The sequence below is a fragment of the Thermoanaerobacterium calidifontis genome (assembly GCF_055381745.1).
Genome location: NZ_AP042436.1, coordinates 949,999 through 968,743, shown reverse-complemented (window position 1 = coordinate 968,743; position 18,745 = coordinate 949,999). Strand labels below are relative to the sequence as shown.

Annotated in this window: 19 protein-coding genes; 5 read left to right on the top strand and 14 right to left on the bottom strand. The window is 33.5% G+C overall.

The features are described 5' to 3' along the window. Positions 1 to 12 precede the first annotated feature (12 nt). The 7 genes from ACZ42G_RS04780 to ACZ42G_RS04750 all read right to left on the bottom strand — a co-directional run bounded on the left by ACZ42G_RS04780 (position 13) and on the right by ACZ42G_RS04750 (position 7,119). Positions 13 to 1,263: an MFS transporter gene (locus ACZ42G_RS04780; RefSeq protein ID WP_464851679.1), complete on the bottom strand. Its 1,251-nt coding sequence runs from the start codon at positions 1,261 to 1,263 to the stop codon at positions 13 to 15. Between the two features lie 103 nt (positions 1,264 to 1,366). Then, positions 1,367 to 2,602: an ATP-grasp domain-containing protein gene (locus ACZ42G_RS04775; protein WP_464851678.1), complete on the bottom strand. Its 1,236-nt coding sequence runs from the start codon at positions 2,600 to 2,602 to the stop codon at positions 1,367 to 1,369. A 32-nt stretch (positions 2,603 to 2,634) separates the two neighbouring features. Next, complete coding sequence (locus ACZ42G_RS04770) at positions 2,635 to 3,600, bottom strand: dimethylarginine dimethylaminohydrolase family protein (protein WP_464851677.1); 966 nt, start codon at positions 3,598 to 3,600, stop codon at positions 2,635 to 2,637. Between the two features lie 241 nt (positions 3,601 to 3,841). Beyond that, positions 3,842 to 4,624, bottom strand: coding sequence for a response regulator transcription factor (locus ACZ42G_RS04765; RefSeq protein WP_464851676.1), 783 nt, complete (start codon positions 4,622 to 4,624; stop codon positions 3,842 to 3,844). A 165-nt stretch (positions 4,625 to 4,789) separates the two neighbouring features. Beyond that, complete coding sequence (locus ACZ42G_RS04760; RefSeq protein WP_085112949.1) at positions 4,790 to 5,359, bottom strand: ANTAR domain-containing response regulator; 570 nt, start codon at positions 5,357 to 5,359, stop codon at positions 4,790 to 4,792. 13 nt (positions 5,360 to 5,372) lie between these two features. Then, positions 5,373 to 6,707: a type I glutamate--ammonia ligase gene (gene glnA, locus ACZ42G_RS04755; protein ID WP_085112950.1), complete on the bottom strand. Its 1,335-nt coding sequence runs from the start codon at positions 6,705 to 6,707 to the stop codon at positions 5,373 to 5,375. A gap of 130 nt (positions 6,708 to 6,837) precedes the next feature. Further along, positions 6,838 to 7,119: a hypothetical protein gene (locus ACZ42G_RS04750; protein ID WP_464851675.1), complete on the bottom strand. Its 282-nt coding sequence runs from the start codon at positions 7,117 to 7,119 to the stop codon at positions 6,838 to 6,840. Positions 7,120 to 7,281: 162 nt separating this feature from the next. On the opposite strand from ACZ42G_RS04750, the gene ACZ42G_RS04745 reads away from it, so the two are divergent. The 5 genes from ACZ42G_RS04745 to dapD all read left to right on the top strand — a co-directional run bounded on the left by ACZ42G_RS04745 (position 7,282) and on the right by dapD (position 11,667). Beyond that, the gene (locus ACZ42G_RS04745) at positions 7,282 to 8,151 is read left to right on the top strand and encodes a hypothetical protein (RefSeq protein ID WP_464851674.1); all 870 of its coding nucleotides are present in this window, start codon (positions 7,282 to 7,284) and stop codon (positions 8,149 to 8,151) included. Between the two features lie 129 nt (positions 8,152 to 8,280). After that, a complete protein-coding gene (locus ACZ42G_RS04740) occupies positions 8,281 to 9,264 on the top strand; it encodes an aspartate-semialdehyde dehydrogenase (protein WP_085112952.1) in 984 nt (327 codons plus the stop codon). A gap of 32 nt (positions 9,265 to 9,296) precedes the next feature. Then, positions 9,297 to 10,178 (top strand): 4-hydroxy-tetrahydrodipicolinate synthase, encoded by an 882-nt coding sequence (gene dapA, locus ACZ42G_RS04735; protein WP_464851673.1) that lies wholly within the window; start codon positions 9,297 to 9,299, stop codon positions 10,176 to 10,178. A 13-nt stretch (positions 10,179 to 10,191) separates the two neighbouring features. Continuing rightward, positions 10,192 to 10,947 (top strand): 4-hydroxy-tetrahydrodipicolinate reductase, encoded by a 756-nt coding sequence (gene dapB, locus ACZ42G_RS04730; RefSeq protein WP_464851672.1) that lies wholly within the window; start codon positions 10,192 to 10,194, stop codon positions 10,945 to 10,947. A 6-nt stretch (positions 10,948 to 10,953) separates the two neighbouring features. Next, positions 10,954 to 11,667, top strand: a complete 714-nt coding sequence (dapD, locus tag ACZ42G_RS04725) for a 2,3,4,5-tetrahydropyridine-2,6-dicarboxylate N-acetyltransferase (RefSeq protein WP_085112954.1) — start codon at positions 10,954 to 10,956, stop codon at positions 11,665 to 11,667. Positions 11,668 to 11,689: 22 nt separating this feature from the next. Here dapD and ACZ42G_RS04720 read toward each other — a convergent pair whose 3' ends face one another. From ACZ42G_RS04720 to ACZ42G_RS04690, 7 genes are all read right to left on the bottom strand, one after another. Further along, positions 11,690 to 12,217: a cob(I)yrinic acid a,c-diamide adenosyltransferase gene (locus tag ACZ42G_RS04720; protein WP_464851671.1), complete on the bottom strand. Its 528-nt coding sequence runs from the start codon at positions 12,215 to 12,217 to the stop codon at positions 11,690 to 11,692. A 30-nt stretch (positions 12,218 to 12,247) separates the two neighbouring features. Continuing rightward, entirely contained in the window at positions 12,248 to 12,907 is a 660-nt protein-coding gene (locus tag ACZ42G_RS04715; protein ID WP_085112955.1) for a single-stranded DNA-binding protein, read from the bottom strand. Between the two features lie 237 nt (positions 12,908 to 13,144). Continuing rightward, positions 13,145 to 13,915, bottom strand: a complete 771-nt coding sequence (locus tag ACZ42G_RS04710; RefSeq protein WP_464851670.1) for a polysaccharide deacetylase family protein — start codon at positions 13,913 to 13,915, stop codon at positions 13,145 to 13,147. Positions 13,916 to 13,981: 66 nt separating this feature from the next. Further along, positions 13,982 to 14,641: a beta-phosphoglucomutase gene (gene pgmB / locus ACZ42G_RS04705; protein ID WP_464851669.1), complete on the bottom strand. Its 660-nt coding sequence runs from the start codon at positions 14,639 to 14,641 to the stop codon at positions 13,982 to 13,984. Then, positions 14,622 to 16,967 (bottom strand): glycoside hydrolase family 65 protein, encoded by a 2,346-nt coding sequence (locus ACZ42G_RS04700; protein ID WP_464851668.1) that lies wholly within the window; start codon positions 16,965 to 16,967, stop codon positions 14,622 to 14,624. Before ACZ42G_RS04700 ends, pgmB begins: the two co-directional genes overlap by 20 nt. A 36-nt stretch (positions 16,968 to 17,003) precedes the next feature. Then, positions 17,004 to 17,849, bottom strand: coding sequence for a carbohydrate ABC transporter permease (locus ACZ42G_RS04695; RefSeq protein WP_464851667.1), 846 nt, complete (start codon positions 17,847 to 17,849; stop codon positions 17,004 to 17,006). Beyond that, the gene (locus ACZ42G_RS04690) at positions 17,849 to 18,724 is read right to left on the bottom strand and encodes a carbohydrate ABC transporter permease (protein ID WP_464851666.1); all 876 of its coding nucleotides are present in this window, start codon (positions 18,722 to 18,724) and stop codon (positions 17,849 to 17,851) included. Before ACZ42G_RS04690 ends, ACZ42G_RS04695 begins: the two co-directional genes overlap by 1 nt. Positions 18,725 to 18,745: the final 21 nt, after the last annotated feature.

Here is an 18,745-nt window from a genome sequence, read left to right as displayed (position 1 = left end):
CTAATTGCATCCTTATGTTAATTTCCACAAAGAAAGCTTACGATAAACTATAAATATCAATAAATTGAGTATTGCTGCACTAAGAAATAAATATTTTGTGTTTATAATACTTACAATCCATCCAGATCCAAACATAGATAATGGCACTCCAATCATAAATATTGCACCTGTAATTCCACTGATACGTCCAATAAGATGTGATGGAGTTGTTTCTTGGCGATAAGTATATATACATATAGCAAAAATCGAATTAAATATGCCTTCTAGAAACAAAGAAAATGCTATTAAAAAAACATTACTTGCAAAATACATGATTAGGTAAGCAAAGCCAATAGAAAATATGGTTATCCCTATTAGTTTACCAAACTTTAGCTTTTTAGAAATATAATCTGTAGATATACTTCCTATCAAACCACCTAATCCAGCAATCGAAAATACCAATCCAAGTTGAAAACTGCTTAAATGAAATGAGTCTTCTGCAAAAAAGATTACCATTGAATCAAACAAACCACTAGTAGCATTGGTGAAAACAACTATTAATGTTAACAACCAAAGCGAATGATTTCTCCTAAGCTCAATCCAACCTTCCTTAATATCTTCCAAAATTGACTGATTTTCCTTTTTTGCTTCTACTTGTTTTTTATGACTCTTTAAAAAGGAAAATACAATAAACCCTCCCAACAAAGCAAACATAGTAATTAGCAACCCGTCTTCAAGATTAGAAAGTACTAAAATAAAGCCTGAAATCGCAGGTCCGATGATCCCTATAAATGTTGAAATAAAAGAAAACTTTGAATTAGCTGAAGTAAGTAAATTATAAGGAATAACATCTTTAACTATACTTGTCATAGCATTATCATAGCAGTAAAATAATGCCATAAAGAAAAAACCTATTACATAAAAGAGCGAAATATATTTATGTCCACTTTTTATTGAAATGTACAGTGTGCTTAATAATATTATTTGTATAAATAGCGTATATATTAAAAATCTTTTTCTATCTGTTCTATCAACTAACACACCTATAAATACTGCTAATAAAAGATTTGGCAAAAATTCAACTGCCTTCATAGTTCCCATAACAATCGATGATTTAGTTAATTTATAAATTAATAAAGGTAATACTAATTCATAAACTTTACTGCCAAAACTGATTAATAAATCTCCTAACAATAGAATTAAAAATTTTTTTTGTTTCCACAATAGTTTTGTTTCATCCAGGTTAAAATCTGACAAGTCTTCTTTTATGTCATCATTGTTCAAATATATCACCACCTTGATAACATATAAATTAACTCATTAAGCTCGAGAATTATTGCTTAATGAGTTAATTTTTTAACATAATGTATAAAGACATAATCGCATATTAATTTTTCGTAAGTTCAGCAAAATAATTTAATACATCTTTAATCCTTCGTAACACTTCATCTTCATCCTTACCGGCTATTAGAACCTGACCTGTTCGCTGAGTAGTATCTATCTTAGTGTCAGGCATTTCCTTACTAGGATTCCAACTGTATTCCACCTCTAAGACTCCTGGCATATCCATTAATAATGAACTATCTGGTAACGACTTTATAGTAGGTGAAACAGAGGGAAGAAAAGTCCAACCTACGCATTGCGAAGTTTTAGCTGGTGTAGATAAAACTTTCTCGCCAAGGGCTAATCGAACAAGGACTTCATATAAATTAATATCATATAAATATTGAAATGCCTTATAAATAAACCCTCCTCCAACACGAGCTGCGCATTCGCTAAATACAAGTTCGTCATTTTCATCATTTTTAAATAATTCCATATGAAATACACTATTTTTTAATCCAAGCTTTTGTAAAGCCTTCTCAACAAATTGATGAAATTTATTATAAAGTTCTTTATTTGTTTCGGGATGTAAAGTCACACTTCCTACTATTCCTCCATTTCTTATTCCAATTAAAGGAAAGTTGTACTTTGATGCTGTAAAGCTTTGAAGTTTACCTTCTAAAACCCATCCATCTATATGCCATTCATCACCATATACAAAGCGTTCTATTACCATACTTCTTGGAATTTCAGCAGGATTTTTAACTAATTTTTGCTTGTGAAGTTCTATGCATTTTTCTAACTCTTCTTGGTTAGCAGCAATATAAGTATAAGAAGTAGCAGCACCTGCAACTGGTTTAAGTACTACAGGATATGGATATTTCTCGTCAATAAGAAAATTTTCGATATCATCAATCATCCAAGAATCAGTCACTGATACAACCCCACGTAATAACTTCTTTTGATAAAATTTGTCTCTAAATGCTACCGCAACATGTGGTTCAATATATGGCTTTGAAACAATACAGCTTAAAATTGAAGCATTTACCATAAAATATTCCTCAGTTGTTATAACAACATCAAAATTGGTTTCATTTGATCGCATTAATGAAAAAAGTGTAGTTTCATCTTTAGAAAGATTCTCTACAAATATCCTTTTTTCATTATCACCACAAGCCGGAAGTTCACTTATATCTTCCCACGGATCAATAAGAATTGTACTATGTACACCAAGCTTATTGCAAGCATCTACTAAACCTTTGCGATAACCTAACATGAGAACACGATAATTTTTAGTCATAAGTAAAACCTCTTTTCATAATGAAAATAGCGTCATCTCCAATTGAGATGCATAACTAGACAAGAAAGGCAAGCACCTGATTTTTCGAATTCTGACATTGGTACAAATACAGGTTCAAGTTCTACAAGCTTGGCAATTCTCTCCACGGAACGCAGCTTTATCAATTCTCTTTCATACCTCGAATCAGATTTAGTCAAATATTCAATAACGGAATCATTAAATAATTTTTTGCCAAGAACTACGCTATTTAAAACACCACTTCTTGCATCTTGATGCGAAACAGGTATAATTTCAGTAAACTTTTCAATTTCTTTAACTGTTTCTTTATCCACAATATCTATACATACTGCCACTTTATCTTCTGTTAAAGGAAGAACACATCCGTCCAAATGATAACAATAAGGATCATTTATTTTGAATGGAATAACTTTAGCATCAAAATTATGTTCAAACCATTCTAAAAATTGATATGAAGTTCGCATACCATGAGCACCTATATAAACATTATTATTTAGATGTTTTAGATCAGCTTCTCCTTCAAAATAATACGGTGCTCTGACTACATGATATCCAAGCTGTGAAAGAAAATTCAAACCTAAAATATCTTCACCACGTCTTGGAATAGATCTAAAATTTGAAATTATTGCGACATCTGGCATATGTGGAGGCACTATTCCCATATTAGCAACATACACTAAATCTTGCAATCCTGGATATGGCGGAAGTAAAAATACCAACGCGTATTTGCTTAATAGATTAAAAAAATTATGAAATTCATTTATCGCTTTTGATAAATTAACTACTCTATCTTCTTTCTTCATATTTTCCATCCAAATGTTATTTGCTACTTCACTGGAAAGTCCAAAGGGTGGAGACATTAATAATAACGGTTGACGTATTTCTTTTATTGAAAGCCATGGTACTATCCCCTCTCCATCGATTATACCTTTTGCCGGAAATTCTCCACTATTATTATGTGTGAAAACGCTCGTGATCAATCAAACCACTCCCACTACAATATTTATAATTAGTTGAGAAAATCGCACCATTAAACTTTAATTTTTTGAACTAAAAATGTAATAGCAAAACCTCTATAAATAAATTTTGTTGTATATTTTATAAACCACATCATTAAGCTAAATAACCTTCTGATCTACCATCATTTTACCATGGGAATTTTTTATTTTCTACTACATTTTTCTGTAGTCTTTATTGTTTTCCAATTAAACCTTAAATAAATCAGTCTATTTCCACCAGATGCATTTGAATTGCTTTGACTATTGCTTCTCTAGTACTTAAAACACCCAATTTCTTAAATATGTTTCTTTTATGATAATTTACAGTATTAATGCTTATTTTAAGTTCTGATGCAATTGCTGAGTCCTTGTATCCTTTAGTAATCAGCTTTAAAATTTTTAATTGTTCTTTGCTAAATTTGATTATATTGGTTCTATCTTTATTTCTAACTATTTTTTTATACTCATTTTCAATCTGGTATACCAATAATTCTGTTAATGCAACCATTTCTTCTGCCATATCATGTTCTATTGTCGATACATCAAGATACCCTATTGTTTTTTCATCTATAATAAGCGGTGATGCAATGCAATACCACCTTTTCAATATGTCGCAGTAATGGTCTTGTGGTGTTAAAAATACACACCTTTTTACATTTATCGCCACTGAGATCGCATTTGTTCCTAAACTACTTTCCGTAAAATATGTACCAATTTTAAATCCAAATTTATCTATGTTCCTATATATCTTATTATTACATAGTAAACTTAAAAGACATCCATCCTGATCAGTCAATAAAAACATGTATTTTTCTTTTACAGCATTTATAATATTATCAATACAATTTCGAAACACATTAATAAGTTCTATATTTTTATCCATTTTGACTTTTAAATCTTCTTTATTTAAAGTTACAAGTGGAAAATTTATTGAATTTTTAAGACCAATACTTGCACATCTTCTCTTTGAAAAAAGTATTTCTCTGTACAACTCTTTGCTATTCATAAAACTCACCAACTAACATTTTACAAACTTCTTAAATAATTTATTATTTCTACAAAATTGTTAAAATTCCTCCTTAATTTGTGAAATTAATCTCAGCTTAATGTTATCTTAATCTCAAATAAAAAAACTTAAGCACAAATATGTTTTTATGTGCTTAAGCTTATTTTACGAGTATTTAGTTAATATCCTCTCTGCTATGACTTCCATAGGAAGAGTTGAGTCCATGCTCATCTTCCTCATCAGTGTGTAAGCTTCATCTTCATCTAATTTTTTTACTTTCATTAAAAGACCTTTAGCTTTCTCTATTTTCTTGCGGGCTTCTATTTGCTTTTTTAAGCTTTCTATCTCATTTTTTAAAGATAAATATTTTTTGTGATTTTCTATAACAAATTCAGTCAAACTTAATAACACTGCTTTATCGATTGGTTTTAGCAAATAAGCAAATACCGAATAGTTTTTTACTTCCTCGATAAAGCCCCTTTGAATGGTCTGCGTCATCAATATGACAGGTGCCACATTGTCGCTATCTATAATATGCGCTACTTCATAAGCATTCATTCCCACAATACCCATATCTACCAAAACAAGATCAGGCATCAAGGAGCGAGACAGCCTAATTGCGCTTCCACCATCTCTCGCTTCATAGACTAGATGTCCACTGGACAAAAGCATTCCTTTAAGTGTGCTTCTGCTGTAGTCATTGCTATCAGCTATTATGATGCGCCACTGACTCATGAAAACACCTACCTTAAAACTTAGTAAGGTATTGGTCTATCTCCCACCTTGTGACGTAAGTCCTGTAGGAATCCCACTCAGACCATTTTGCCTCAACATATTTATTGTATATATGCTCACCCAATGCATTTTTTATAACCTCATCTTCTTCTAAGATGACTAAGGCTTCTTCTAAAGATTCAGGTAATTTTTCTATATTCAATTCGCTTAATTCACTTTCACTCATTTCGTAAATATTTTTATCAACTGGCAACGGCGGCATTATCTTATTTTTTATGCCATCAAGTCCTGCAGCTAACGAACAAGCTAATGCTAAGTACGGATTATTGGAAGGATCAGGTGATCTAAGCTCTATCCTTGTTGAATTTCCTCTTTTAGCAGGTATCCGTATGAGGGGACTTCTATTTCTTCCAGACCACGCAATGTATACAGGAGCTTCAAAGCCTGATACAAGCCTTTTGTATGAATTTACTGTAGGATTTGTTATGGACGTTAGCGCTTTTGCATGTTTCAAAAGGCCTCCAATGTAGTAATAGCAATCTTTGCTAAGGCCCATCTGGTCGCTTGGATCGTAAAATGCATTTTCACCGTTTTTCATGAGTGACTGATTCAAATGCATACCAGAACCTGCAATGCCGTACACAGGTTTAGGCATGAACGTCGCATGAAGTCCATGCTTTTGCGCTATTATCCTTACTACCATTTTAAATGTCATGACATTATCTGCCGTTGCAAGCGCATCATCATATTTAAAATCTATTTCATGCTGCCCCGGTCCTACTTCATGGTGTGATGCCTCTATTGCAAATCCCATTTCTTTTAGTGTAGAAACCATTTCCTTTCGAGCGCTTTCTCCTAAATCAACTGGTGCCATATCAAAATATCCTGCTGCATCCTGAGTGATTGTAGTAGGATTTCCTTTTTCATCTGTCAAAAACAGATAAAATTCACATTCTGGTCCCACATTCATAGTGTAGCCTAATTTTTTTGCTTCTTCTAAATTTTTCTTAAGAATATACCTTGGATCACCTTCAAAAGGCGTACCATCAGGATTGTATATATCACAAATAAGCCTTGCCTCCACACCACTTGTTGTCCTCCATGGAAATATTACAAATGTATCGGTATCTGGCCTTAAATACATATCAGATTCTTCGATTCTGACGAATCCGTCTATTGATGATCCGTCAAACATTATTTCGTTATTTAAAGCCTTATCAAGCTCTTCAATAGGAATCGAGACATTTTTCATGACGCCAAAGATGTCGCTAAACTGCAAATGAATGAACTCAACACCACGTTCTTTAGAAATCCTCAATACGTCTTCTGCACTGTATTTGTTTCCCATAGCAATCCTCCTTAAATTAAAAATAGGTGTACTCAATTAAGGACTCTATCTTCCTTCATTGAGGACACCATTGCCCATCTAAAAGTATGACTTTACAAAATTATAACACATGAAATTCAACATAACAATATCATTCGTCCTTTTTTTCAAGCTCAATATCTATTCCATCTATAACACCAGATATGAGATTGAAAATCCATGTCCCAAAAGCGCTAATTAGCGCCAGCATCACTCCATAAATTATGCCAAATATGAGTCCTCCAAATATACCTAAACCAAAGAATCTAGCATCTCCTATGCTCCCGAATAACCCCCCAATTAAACCTAAAACAGCTCCAATTATAACACCGTACAGCAACGTGAACTTAAAGACAGAAAAAACAGACACTTTTTTGATTTTATAATTCCACATACACACTCTCCTTTCATGTAGCCTTTAGCTACTACGTTATAATTATATTATACCATAATTTTCTTATGCAAGTACAAAAATTTATAACCTTACAAATTTTAAAAAAATTATCTGTTCATTAAATTAAAACATCCTGGCAATACTATCTATTGAGGTGATTCTATGAAAAAATATCGTAAAATTGTCTGTCTATTATTGATATTTATTTCAGTATTTCAGCTTTCTGCTTGCAAGAATAAGCAAAAAAAGCCCATTCCGCAGAAAAAACCCAGCACGACTCAAAAAATGTCTACACCGAAAGAGCTTGCCAAAATCGAAAGCGACATCGACACAATAATAAAAGAAGCTAAAAAACTTAAAGAATCCCAAAGTGGCAAAAGCGCTCAACAATCAACCACAACATTAGCACCTCAGGATAAAAAGCAAAGTTCATCAAAAAGCCAAGGAGGCGGAAAATCTAATGAAAAAGGTGCTAATAAAAAACAGCAAAAACAGTCACCAGAAGAAAAATCGTGGAGCACAATAGATAAAACTGTAAAAGATATACATACAAATTGGAATGTTTTAAGCCCTATTGCTACAAAAGCTGGAGCCAGTACCGATTTGCTGAACAATGTAAGCACAGCGATAAATATTCTAACGACAAAGTCTTCCAGTAAATCATTAGATGATACAATGATCGCTGCAAATAATGTCTACAAATTTGTGCCTGAAATCGAAAATTACTTTAAGACAACATCACCACCAGATATTAAAAAGCTCAGATTTTACAGCAGAGACATTGAGTTTAATTCAACTTTAGGCAAGTGGGATATTGCACTAAAAGATATAGATGAGATAAAATCGATTTGGAAAAACATAAGGATAAAACTACCTAAAGACGCTAAAAACGCATCAGATAAATTTGATGCAGGTCTTAGTGAATTAGAAAAAGCTGTACAATCAAAAGACAGCACTATCACCAAAATCAAAACAAGCGTTTTAGAGACAGATATTAAATCGCTTGAAAAAGCATCAAAGTCACAAAAATAACCTCTTTTAGGGGTTATTTTTGTATAACCTTATTTTATTGACTTCATATAATAATAATGATATATTTTAAATAACAAAATTACTTTATTGCATTATATCATTGAATTTTTATTTTTAAGGAGGATAATAATGGGAGTCAATGTAGCAATCGTAGGTGCAACAGGCCTCGTAGGAAGAACGTTCATTAAAGTTTTAGAAGAGAGAAATTTCCCGGTGGACAATTTATATTTGTTTGCCTCAAAAAGAACTGCTGGCCAAAAGCTTACATTTAAAGGAAATGAATACACTGTAGAAGAATTGACAGAAAAAAGCTTTGATAGAGATATAAAGATAGCATTATTTTCAGCAGGCGCTACAGTAAGTAAAATGTACGCTCCTATAGCAGCAGAAAAAGGAGTAACAGTCGTTGACAACTCCAGCGCATGGCGAATGGATGATAATGTACCACTGGTAGTTCCTGAAGTAAATCCACAAGATATTAAATGGAATAAAGGCATAATAGCAAATCCTAATTGTTCAACGATTCAAATGGTGGTCCCGCTAAAGCCCCTTCATGACAGATACAAAATCAAGAGAATTGTCGTCTCAACATATCAAGCAGTATCTGGTGCAGGCAAAAAAGGCGTTGATGACCTTGAAAGAACATTAAATGGCGAAAAAAATCAATGTTTCCCTTACCCTATAGCAAATAACTGTATTCCTCATATAGATGTATTTTTACCTGATGGATATACAAAAGAGGAGCTTAAAATGATCAATGAGACAAAAAAGATAATGGGTGACAATTCTATAAAGGTATCACCTACGACGGTTAGAGTGCCCGTTAAGAATTCCCACAGTGAAAGCGTCAATATTGAATTTGAAAAACCTTATCAAATGGAAGACTTAAAGAACATTTTAAAAAATGCTCCTGGAGTAGTTTTAATGGATGATCCAGAAAACAACATATACCCAGTTGCGACAATCGCAACAGGTCACGATGAAGTATTTGTGGGTAGATTAAGACGTGATGAAACAGTATACAGCGGATTAAATATGTGGATTGTTGCAGATAATATCAGAAAAGGCGCCGCATCTAATGCTGTGCAAATTGCTGAGCTTTTGATTAAATGATGTCTTTATGATCTGAGAAAGGATGGTTAATAATGCCAGTATTTAAGGGTTCAGGTGTTGCCCTCGTTACCCCATTCACTGAAGATGGAGTTAATTTTAATAAGTTAGAGGAACTTTTAGAATGGCATATAAAAGAAGGTACAGATGCCATAATAATATGTGGCACAACTGGTGAATCGTCAACGATGATAGATAAAGAAAGAATGGATACAATTAAATTTGCAGTTGATAAAGTAAATGGTCGCATCCCGGTTATAGCTGGGACTGGCAGCAATGATACGCGTCACAGCATTGAACTAAGTAAATATGCTTCATCTGTCGGTGCTGATGCTCTGCTTGTCATAACACCATACTACAATAAGACTACTCAAGCAGGACTTGTCAAACATTTTACGGAAATCGCCAAAAATGTCGATAAGCCAATAATAATATACAATGTTCCAAGTAGAACAGGAATGAACGTGAAACCAGAAACATACTTAGAAATATGCAAATACGTTGACAATGTTGTTGGTGTAAAAGAGGCCAGTAGCGATATAGTTCAGATAGCTGAGATAGCCAGGATAATGGGCGATAAATTTGAAATATATTCAGGAAACGACGATCAAGTCGTGCCGATACTTTCATTAGGAGGCATAGGTGTAATTTCTGTCACCGCAAATATCGTGCCTCAAAAAATACACGAAATGGTAATGCTATTTTTGAATGGAGATATAGAAGCCGCAAGAAAGTTGCAATTGGAATTAAATCCTTTAAATAGCGTCATGTTCATAGAAACTAATCCAATTCCAGTCAAGACGGCAATGAATTTAATGGGTTTCAATGTCGGACCATTGAGGCTTCCTTTAGTCGATATGTCCGAAAAGAATTTAAATGCACTGAAGACTACGTTAAAAGAATTTGGACTGATATGAGGAGGCTGTATTAATGATAAGAGTGATAATAAATGGTTGCTGTGGAAAAATGGGCAAAGTAATCGCAAGCATGGCTTCACAGAATCAAGACTTTGAAGTTGTTGCTGGAATCGATCAAAATCAGTGTCAATGCGGATTTCCTGTGTACAAAAGCCTTGATGAAGTAGATGTGGATGCCGATGTAGTGATAGATTTTTCATATCACACTGCTGTGCCGCAATTGTTAAAAGCCGCTGTAAGCAAAAATTTACCTGTTGTCGTTGCAACAACAGGGCTTGATGAAGAAGAAATTAACTCTTTAAAAGAAGCATCTAACCATATTCCTGTGTTTAGGTCTGCTAACATGTCATTAGGCATCAATGTACTTATAAGTTTAGTCAAAGAAGCCGCAAGAGTTTTAAGTGATAATTTTGACATAGAAATACTTGAAATGCACCACAATATGAAAAAAGATTCGCCAAGCGGAACAGCTTTGCTTATTGCGGATGCCATCAACAGCGTTTTAGGTGATAGAATGGAATATGTGTATGGAAGACACTCAAATGTAGATAAGCGAGATAAAAATGAAATAGGAATCCATGCTTTAAGGGGTGGCACCGTAGTAGGCGAACATGAAGTGATTTTTGCTGGTCACGACGAAATCATTAAAATCAGCCATTCTGCAAGATCAAGAGAAATATTTGGGAATGGCGCGCTTTTAGCAGCTAAGTTTTTAATAAATCAAAAACCTGGACTTTACGACATGGAATCACTTGTCAAGAAAGGATGATGACTTTTGAATTCAAAAGATGAATTGACAAATCCTTATGAAATAGCAAAATTCATAAAGGAATCTAAAAAATCAACACCAGTAAAAGCCTATATAAACGGAAACATAGATGTAGACGAAAAGATATTTAAAGTTTTTGGCACTGACAATTTTAAAATAATTTTTGGAGAATTAGAAGATGTTAAAAAACTTTTAGATGAAAACAAAGACAAGATTAAGGATTATCACCTTGAATACGATAGGCGAAATTCAGCGATACCATTACTAGATATAAAAGACTTAAATGCCCGTATCGAACCAGGCGCTATCATAAGAGATAGAGTAAAAATAGGAAAAAATGCAGTAATCATGATGGGTGCTATCATAAATATAGGTGCTGAAATTGGTGAAAATACAATGATAGACATGAATGCCGTTATCGGTGCACGAGGAATAATCGGGAAAAATGTCCATGTTGGCGCTGGTGCAGTCATAGCAGGCGTGCTGGAGCCACCAAGCAGTATACCTGTTATAGTTGAAGATAATGTGCTTATAGGAGCTAATGCCGTCCTTCTAGAAGGTGTCAGAGTTGGTCACGATGCTGTTGTGGCAGCAGGGTCTGTCGTCACAGAAGACGTACCGCCAAACACTGTCGTAGCTGGCGTCCCTGCTAAAATTGTCAAAATCAAAGACGAAAAGACCAGAGAAAAAACTAAACTATTGGACGATTTAAGAGGTTAAAAAAACCCGGCTTAGCCGGGTTTTAAAATTCTATTCCATATCTAGCGGAAATACCTTTTTCAAAAGGATGTTTAACTAACTTCATCTCTGTCACAAGATCTGCATTATCAATAAGCTCTTTAGGAGCATTTCTGCCTGTTAAAATCATCTCCATTGTATCTGGCTTTTCCTTCATGAGTTTAAGCACATCTTCCACAGAAAAAATATTGTTCTGTATTACCCCCATTATTTCATCTAATATAAGCATATCGCACTCTTCATTTTTAATGACATTTTCTATAAAATTATAAGCCTCATGCATCTCATCTCTAAGTACATTTTTTTCGTTCTCATCCATCTGAAAGAAGAATTTTTCACTTGACTGAAATCTAAAAACCTTGAAATTATCTATGTTTTTTAAAACATAAAGCTCTCCCGTATCTCTCCCTTTTAAAAATTGAACCATATATACCTTAAAGTCTCTGCCTAAAGCTCTTATGCCAAGGCCTATAGCAGCAGTCGTCTTGCCTTTTCCATCGCCTGTGTATATTTGGATCAAACCGTTTTTCAACGACAATCTCTCCTTTTGTATGTAAAATATCTATTGCTGTGTCAAAATCAAATCCTCTTTATTGACTTTTTCCATTTTTGTTATGGATACTTCATAGGCTGTTCTCGTTATAATCTCGTTATTATCTCCTTTTTTTTGATATTCTCTGCTTTGTACCCTTCCCCACAATTTTATGCGATCGCCTACTTTCAGCTTTTCGCAAAATCTGGCATTTCTCCCCCATGCGATTACTGGAATATAGTCTGACTTGCTGTATGGTCTATTGACAGCCACAAGCAAATCTGATATTTCTCTCCCAAATGGTGTTGTTCTATAAACAGGCTCTTTACATATAAATCCGTCCAAAAAAATCTCATTAGGATTTTTAATGCTTTCATCATCACTTACGACTATAATATCCCTTGCAAAAATAGTCAATATCAGCCTATTTTTACCACCATTTGGCGATTGCCTATTATAAGATCTAAGCTGTCCTTCTATTTTCACTTTAGTGCCTGGAGTTAAGTTTATGCCTTCAAATAGTCTATTTGAAATAGTAATCGGAAGCATATCTTTTGCGTCACTTAGTCTTGGCACTTCAAGCGTAAAATTATAAAACTGCTCCCCATAAAGCTCGTGACTAAACTCCAATTCGCTTACAATTTTACCAGATACATTAACCATATTATTCCCCAATATATTACCTGCCATCTGTTTACTCTCCCTTCCATCATGTGTATCTTCTTAAAATATAGATATTAACAAAGAAGAGCATTTATGACAGGTTTATTAAAATATTTAATCGTTTTACATAAATAAACTTCATTGAACCACCCAACCTCAATACGAAGTATTGCAAAAAATTTGATATTATTTTTCTCAACATTATCAAAATAATATCATTAATTTTATTTTTTTGCAATTATTATTGCATAACTTAATAAAATTTTATTGTTCTTTATGTTGCCTGCCCTCATGATCAATATAGTAATTTTCTTTATATATCAACTGACTTATAGGAACTATTTGATATCCATTTTCTTTCAGTTTATCAATGATGTACGGTATCGCCTCAGGTGTAAATTGACCATTATTGTGAAATAGAATAATGGAACCTTTTTTAACGTTCGGCAATACCCTGTTTATTATCGCTTCCGTATCAAGGCCTCTCCAGTCAAGCGAATCTACATCCCATTGTATAGTATAATATCCTAAACTCTTTGCTGTCTCAATGACTCTATCGTTGTAGTCACCGTATGGAGGTCTAAATAAATAAGGCTTTTGTCCAGTGATCTTTACAAGTTTCTCCTCACAAGCTTTTATCTCATTTGCCATTTCCGAATCGCTTAACTGCGTCATGTGTGGATGTGTATTGCTATGGTTTTCCACATCATGACCTTCTTCATAAATTTTTTTTACAAGTTCAGGATATTTATCAATCCAAAGCCCCGTCAAAAAAAATGTGGCCTTTACATTTTTATCTTTTAATATCTGCAGAAGTCTTTCTGTCTTATCGCTGCCCCATGATGCGTCAAACGATATGGCAACCCTTTTATCAGTAATATCAACACTGTAAATCGGAAGCTGTCTGTTTATATTAAATAGCGTACTTATAACAGGTGGAACACCGTAATTTGTGTATAAAATAGATATAAATGCTAGTACGAAAACCGCTAACAAGTTTATGATGACGCTTTTTTTGATATAATATATCTTCACAAAAAATAACCTCCCAACTACGAATCTATAATAAATTTATTCCTTTGGGAGGTTATTATTACTATTTTATAGTAAGTTTAATATTGGCAATGGATCGCTTAAGTCCTTTAAGACAATATCTGCCCCTTTCACTGTTTCATAATTGCCAACTCCAATAGACACCATTCCTGCTCTATTTATGGCTTCAATACCAGCTTTAGAATCCTCTATTCCTATACATAATTTAGGTTCAACGTCAATTCCTGCGGCAGCGTTTAAGAAAATTTCCGGATCTGGTTTGCCATTTTTTATTTTTTCTGCATCCACAATGTAGTCAAATGTCTCAATGAGGCCAAGGTTTGAAAGAACGGTTTTTGCATTCTTGCTTACAGAAGCCACAGCTATTTTTATTCCTCTATCTTTTAATTCTCTTATTAAGTCTACTACACCAGGAAGTAAATCCTTAGATGTCATTCTCTTTATCATCTCTTTGTAGTATTCATTTTTTTTATCTGCCAGATAATACTTTTCTTCTTCACTAAAGAATTTATCGCTTTTCTTCAAAATTATCTCCAATGACTCAATTCTGCTAATACCTTTCAAATTTTCATTTATTTCTCTGTCAAAATATACATTTAATTCATCAGCCAACTTTTTCCATGCCAAATAGTGGTATTCAGCAGTATCCGTAATCACACCATCTAAATCAAATATCACGCCTTTATGTTTAACACTTTTGTTTATCAACTTTTTTCACCTCTTTTTCAACTTTATCGCCATTCAAAAGCGTTATTTCTTCATCGTAAACATGAATTTTCAACATCTCACCTTCAAGCAATAAAAATGACACTTTTTCTTGGGTAATGCTCACATGTATTTTACAATTTTTATATCTAATGTTGTACGATAAAGACTTCCAACTTTTAGGTATATTAGGCATAAAATGAAGTCCATCAGGATATGTCATCATTCCACCAAATCCACTTATGATTGCGCTCCAAGCACCAGCCATGCAAGCAGTGTGTATCCCATCTTTCACATTCCCATTGTAATCATCAAGATCCATTCTTGCCGTCATCATAAAATATTCGTAGGCTTTATCATAATATCCGATCTCATTTGCAAGAATACTGAATATGGCTGGTGAAAGCGATGAATCATGAGTCGTTATTGGCTCATAGTAATCGTAATTTCGTTTAATTTCATCAATGCTAAATAATTCTCTTCTTAGGTACATAAGCAATAAGACATCAGGTTGTTTGCATATCTGATATCTGTATATATTTAGATAATGTCTGTGAAGCAACAAGGGTTTTTCGCTTTCTAAATCTTTGGCATTTAATCTCTCTTTATAAAGAAAGCTATCGTCCTGTGGAATAATTCCAAAATCATCTGAATAAGGCAAATACATGTTCTGTGCTGCGTAATTCCATTCATTTAGCTCTTCATCAGCAAGTCCAATCTTTTCTTTAATGTTAGCATAATATTCCGGAGCTTTTTTAGCCATTTCCTTGGCAACAAAGTATGCATACTCTAAGTTCATTTGTGCCATATAGTTTGTATACGCATTGTTGTCAACCAATGCCGTATATTCATCAGGTCCTGTTACGCAATTCAAGCAAAATTTATTATTTTTCAAAGGAATATATGCACCTATGCTTATCCATAGCCTTGCAGTTTCAAAAACAATCTCCGCACCGTACTTGTACAAAAATTCGTAATCTAAAGTTGCTTCAACGTATTTTTTTATAGCCAAAACTATATCAGAGTTTATGTGATATTGAGCTGTTCCAGCTGGAAAATAAGATGAACATTCCGGTCCATCTATCGTCCTCCAGGGATAAAGGGCACCTTTATATCCCAATTCCTTCGCCCTTTTTCTGGCCGCATCTAACAATTTGTATCGAAACATTACAAAGTTTTTGGCGATCTCTGGTTTTGTGTAGAGAAAAAATGGCATGATATAGACATCAGAGTCCCAAAAATAGTGTCCTTCATATCCTTCACCAGTAAGACCTTTGGCACATATATTCGCGATATCATTTTTGGCTACAGACTGCAACAATTGAAATTCATTGTACCTTATGCCTTGTTGCATAGAAATATCGCCGTCTATTTCCACATCTGCATCCGTCCAAAATTCATTTAAATAATCAAACTGCTCCTTAAAGATGATATTTACTCCATCCGATTTGGCATTTATGACCTCATGTACCGAACTATCAATAAGCTTATCCTCTAAACATTCTCTTGATGTGTAGTACGAAATAAACTTATCAAGCTGAAAAATTTTATCTTTTTCAGCATCAATAGAGAATTCAAAACCTATTTTATCATCTGAGTTGTAATTTTTAAGTTCATAATGGCAATCAGTTTTTACATCATGGTTTACAGAACAAATGTATTTTAGCTTACTTCTTTTTGTAGTTTGCATTAACCATCCCATATATCCGTCAATGTGACTGTCAATGGTATTTACGACTTTTCCTCTCATGTTATTTCCTACGCGCATGTCATCTGTCTCATTCCCGTAATATACATTTCCATCAATTTCGGAAATCAATTTTATCTTCCCACTAAAATTTAACGGTCTAAAGCTAAAAACTATAACACCTAAATGTTGCCTTTTAAAAGAGATCAATCTTTTTACAGTTATATCCAGCTTTTTCCCTTTTTCAGTCTCCCAAACAATCTTTCGCTCTGTAAAACCTTCCTTCATATTCAGTGTTCTTTCGTATTGAATTAGATTGCCTTTCAACAAGTCAAATGGCTCATCATCTACTAACAATTTTACAATTTTGCTATCAGCAACATTTACCATCGCTTCACCGTAAGTTGGAAAACCATATCCGCCTTCTGCATAATTGATATCATAGATTTCATAAAATCCGTTAATGTATGTTGCATTAAATGATGTACCATTAGGACCTGAATAACCTTCTTCAAATGTGCCCCTCATGCCAAAATACCCATTTCCCAAAGAAAAAATAGTTTCATTGCGGTAATTCGTTTCTATATCGAATTTGCTTTCTCTTATCTTCCATGCATCATAAGGATATATTGATTTTTTCATCTGAACCTCCACGCTTTCTAAATAAAGTCGACAAACCTATTTTATTGCACCAGCCATGACACCTTTAATGATGTATTTTTGTGAGAACAGGTAAAATATAATTACCGGTATTATCGTCAGCACTAAACCTGCTAATGCCAAATTCCACTCTATAGTAAATTCTCCAAAGAAGAAAAACGTCGACAGCGGAATAGTCCTAAGGTTAGGACTGCGCAATACCAACGACGGAAGCAAGTAGTCGTTCCAAAGTGATATAACATTCAATATAGCCACAGTCACAATAATAGGCTTAAGATTAGGAAAAACTATTCTCCAAAACAATTGAAACTTATTGCATCCATCAATCGTAGCAGCTTCCTCCATTTCAAGCGGAACATTTTTAATAAATCCATGAAACAAAAATGTAGACATACCTATGCCAAAGCCTATATTCATAAAAATAAGCCCATATCTCGTATCAATCAGCGAAAAATTCGTCCCCGGAATCTGCCATTTACTTAAATACTGCACTAATGGTATCATGACAGATTGAAATGGTATCAGCATTGTTGCAACAAATGTATAAAATATAATATTGGAAATAGTCGTTTTATTCCTTTCGAGAACCCATGCCGCCATCGATGACAGCACGATTATAAACACAACACTTGTAACTGTTATAAACAAAGAATTGCCCAAAGCAGTCAAAAAGTCCATCTTTTGTATTGCTTGAACATAATATGTGAAATTTAAGGCCTTAGGTAGACTTAATTCACTTGTAAATATTTCTTTTCTATCTTTAAAAGAATTAATAATCATAATATAAACAGGAAATATAACAAATAGTGTCAATACCCAACCAAATATTTCTAAAATAGTCATATTCTTTTTGGCTTTTTCCATCACATCTCAACCTCTCTTTTCTTTGTTAAATACACCTGAACAAGTGTAATAGCCATGATTACGACAAAAAATACAACAGCTTTTGATTGAGCTATGGCATATTGATTGTGCTTATATGCCGTTTGCACAATATTCATCGTCAATAATTCTGTCGTACCATAAGGTCCGCCGTTTGTAAGCGATAAATTTGTATCATATTGCTTAAATGAATTTGACAAAGTTATAAAAAGGCTTATGGTAAAAGAAGGAACAGTAAGTGGTAGTATGATGTTAAATAGCCTTCTCACAGGTCCTGCACCATCAATAAGAGATGCTTCGATTATGTCTGGATTAATGCTTTCCAATCCTGCAATATATATGATCATTACGTATCCTGACAGTTGCCATGCTGATACAATCACAATGCTCCAAAAGGCCATATTAGGATCATTTATCCAATTAAAGAATATATTTGAGGCGTGTAACACAGTCCCCAACTGAACAAACAGTTTTGTAAATATAAATTGCCATATAAATCCTAATATCAAGCCACCTATTAAATTAGGCATAAAGAAAATCGATCTTAAAATATTTCTAGTCTTCATTTTTCTTGTCACAAGAAGCGCTAAAGAGAAACCAATTATATTAGAAACTATTACCATAATAATCGCATATTTAAAAGTCAATAAAAATGCACTTAAAAAATTCTGATCTCTAAACACCTTTAAATAGTTGCTAAATGCTACAAATTTTGAACCAAAAAACGAAAAACCATCCCAATCTGTAAAAGAATAAATTATACCTAATATAAAAGGAATTATTACTACATTTATAAAGATAAATAGTGATGGTATTAAAAATAGCCAAAACGTCAATGTATTGCTATTTTTTTTCATATTTTCACTCCTATCGTATAC

Coding starts and splice junctions, on each gene's coding strand:
- ACZ42G_RS04740 (WP_085112952.1), top strand. CDS start 8,281: ATGGGAGTCAATGTAGCAATCGTAGGTGCAACAGGCCTCGTAGGAAGA.
- ACZ42G_RS04700 (WP_464851668.1), bottom strand. CDS start 16,967: ATGAAAAAATCAATATATCCTTATGATGCATGGAAGATAAGAGAAAGC.
- ACZ42G_RS04765 (WP_464851676.1), bottom strand. CDS start 4,624: ATGAATAGCAAAGAGTTGTACAGAGAAATACTTTTTTCAAAGAGAAGA.
- ACZ42G_RS04750 (WP_464851675.1), bottom strand. CDS start 7,119: ATGTGGAATTATAAAATCAAAAAAGTGTCTGTTTTTTCTGTCTTTAAG.
- ACZ42G_RS04715 (WP_085112955.1), bottom strand. CDS start 12,907: ATGGCAGGTAATATATTGGGGAATAATATGGTTAATGTATCTGGTAAA.
- dapB (WP_464851672.1), top strand. CDS start 10,192: ATGATAAGAGTGATAATAAATGGTTGCTGTGGAAAAATGGGCAAAGTA.
- glnA (WP_085112950.1), bottom strand. CDS start 6,707: ATGGGAAACAAATACAGTGCAGAAGACGTATTGAGGATTTCTAAAGAA.
- ACZ42G_RS04745 (WP_464851674.1), top strand. CDS start 7,282: ATGAAAAAATATCGTAAAATTGTCTGTCTATTATTGATATTTATTTCA.
- ACZ42G_RS04690 (WP_464851666.1), bottom strand. CDS start 18,724: ATGAAAAAAAATAGCAATACATTGACGTTTTGGCTATTTTTAATACCA.
- ACZ42G_RS04695 (WP_464851667.1), bottom strand. CDS start 17,849: ATGGAAAAAGCCAAAAAGAATATGACTATTTTAGAAATATTTGGTTGG.
- ACZ42G_RS04775 (WP_464851678.1), bottom strand. CDS start 2,602: ATGACTAAAAATTATCGTGTTCTCATGTTAGGTTATCGCAAAGGTTTA.
- dapA (WP_464851673.1), top strand. CDS start 9,297: ATGCCAGTATTTAAGGGTTCAGGTGTTGCCCTCGTTACCCCATTCACT.
- ACZ42G_RS04760 (WP_085112949.1), bottom strand. CDS start 5,359: ATGAGTCAGTGGCGCATCATAATAGCTGATAGCAATGACTACAGCAGA.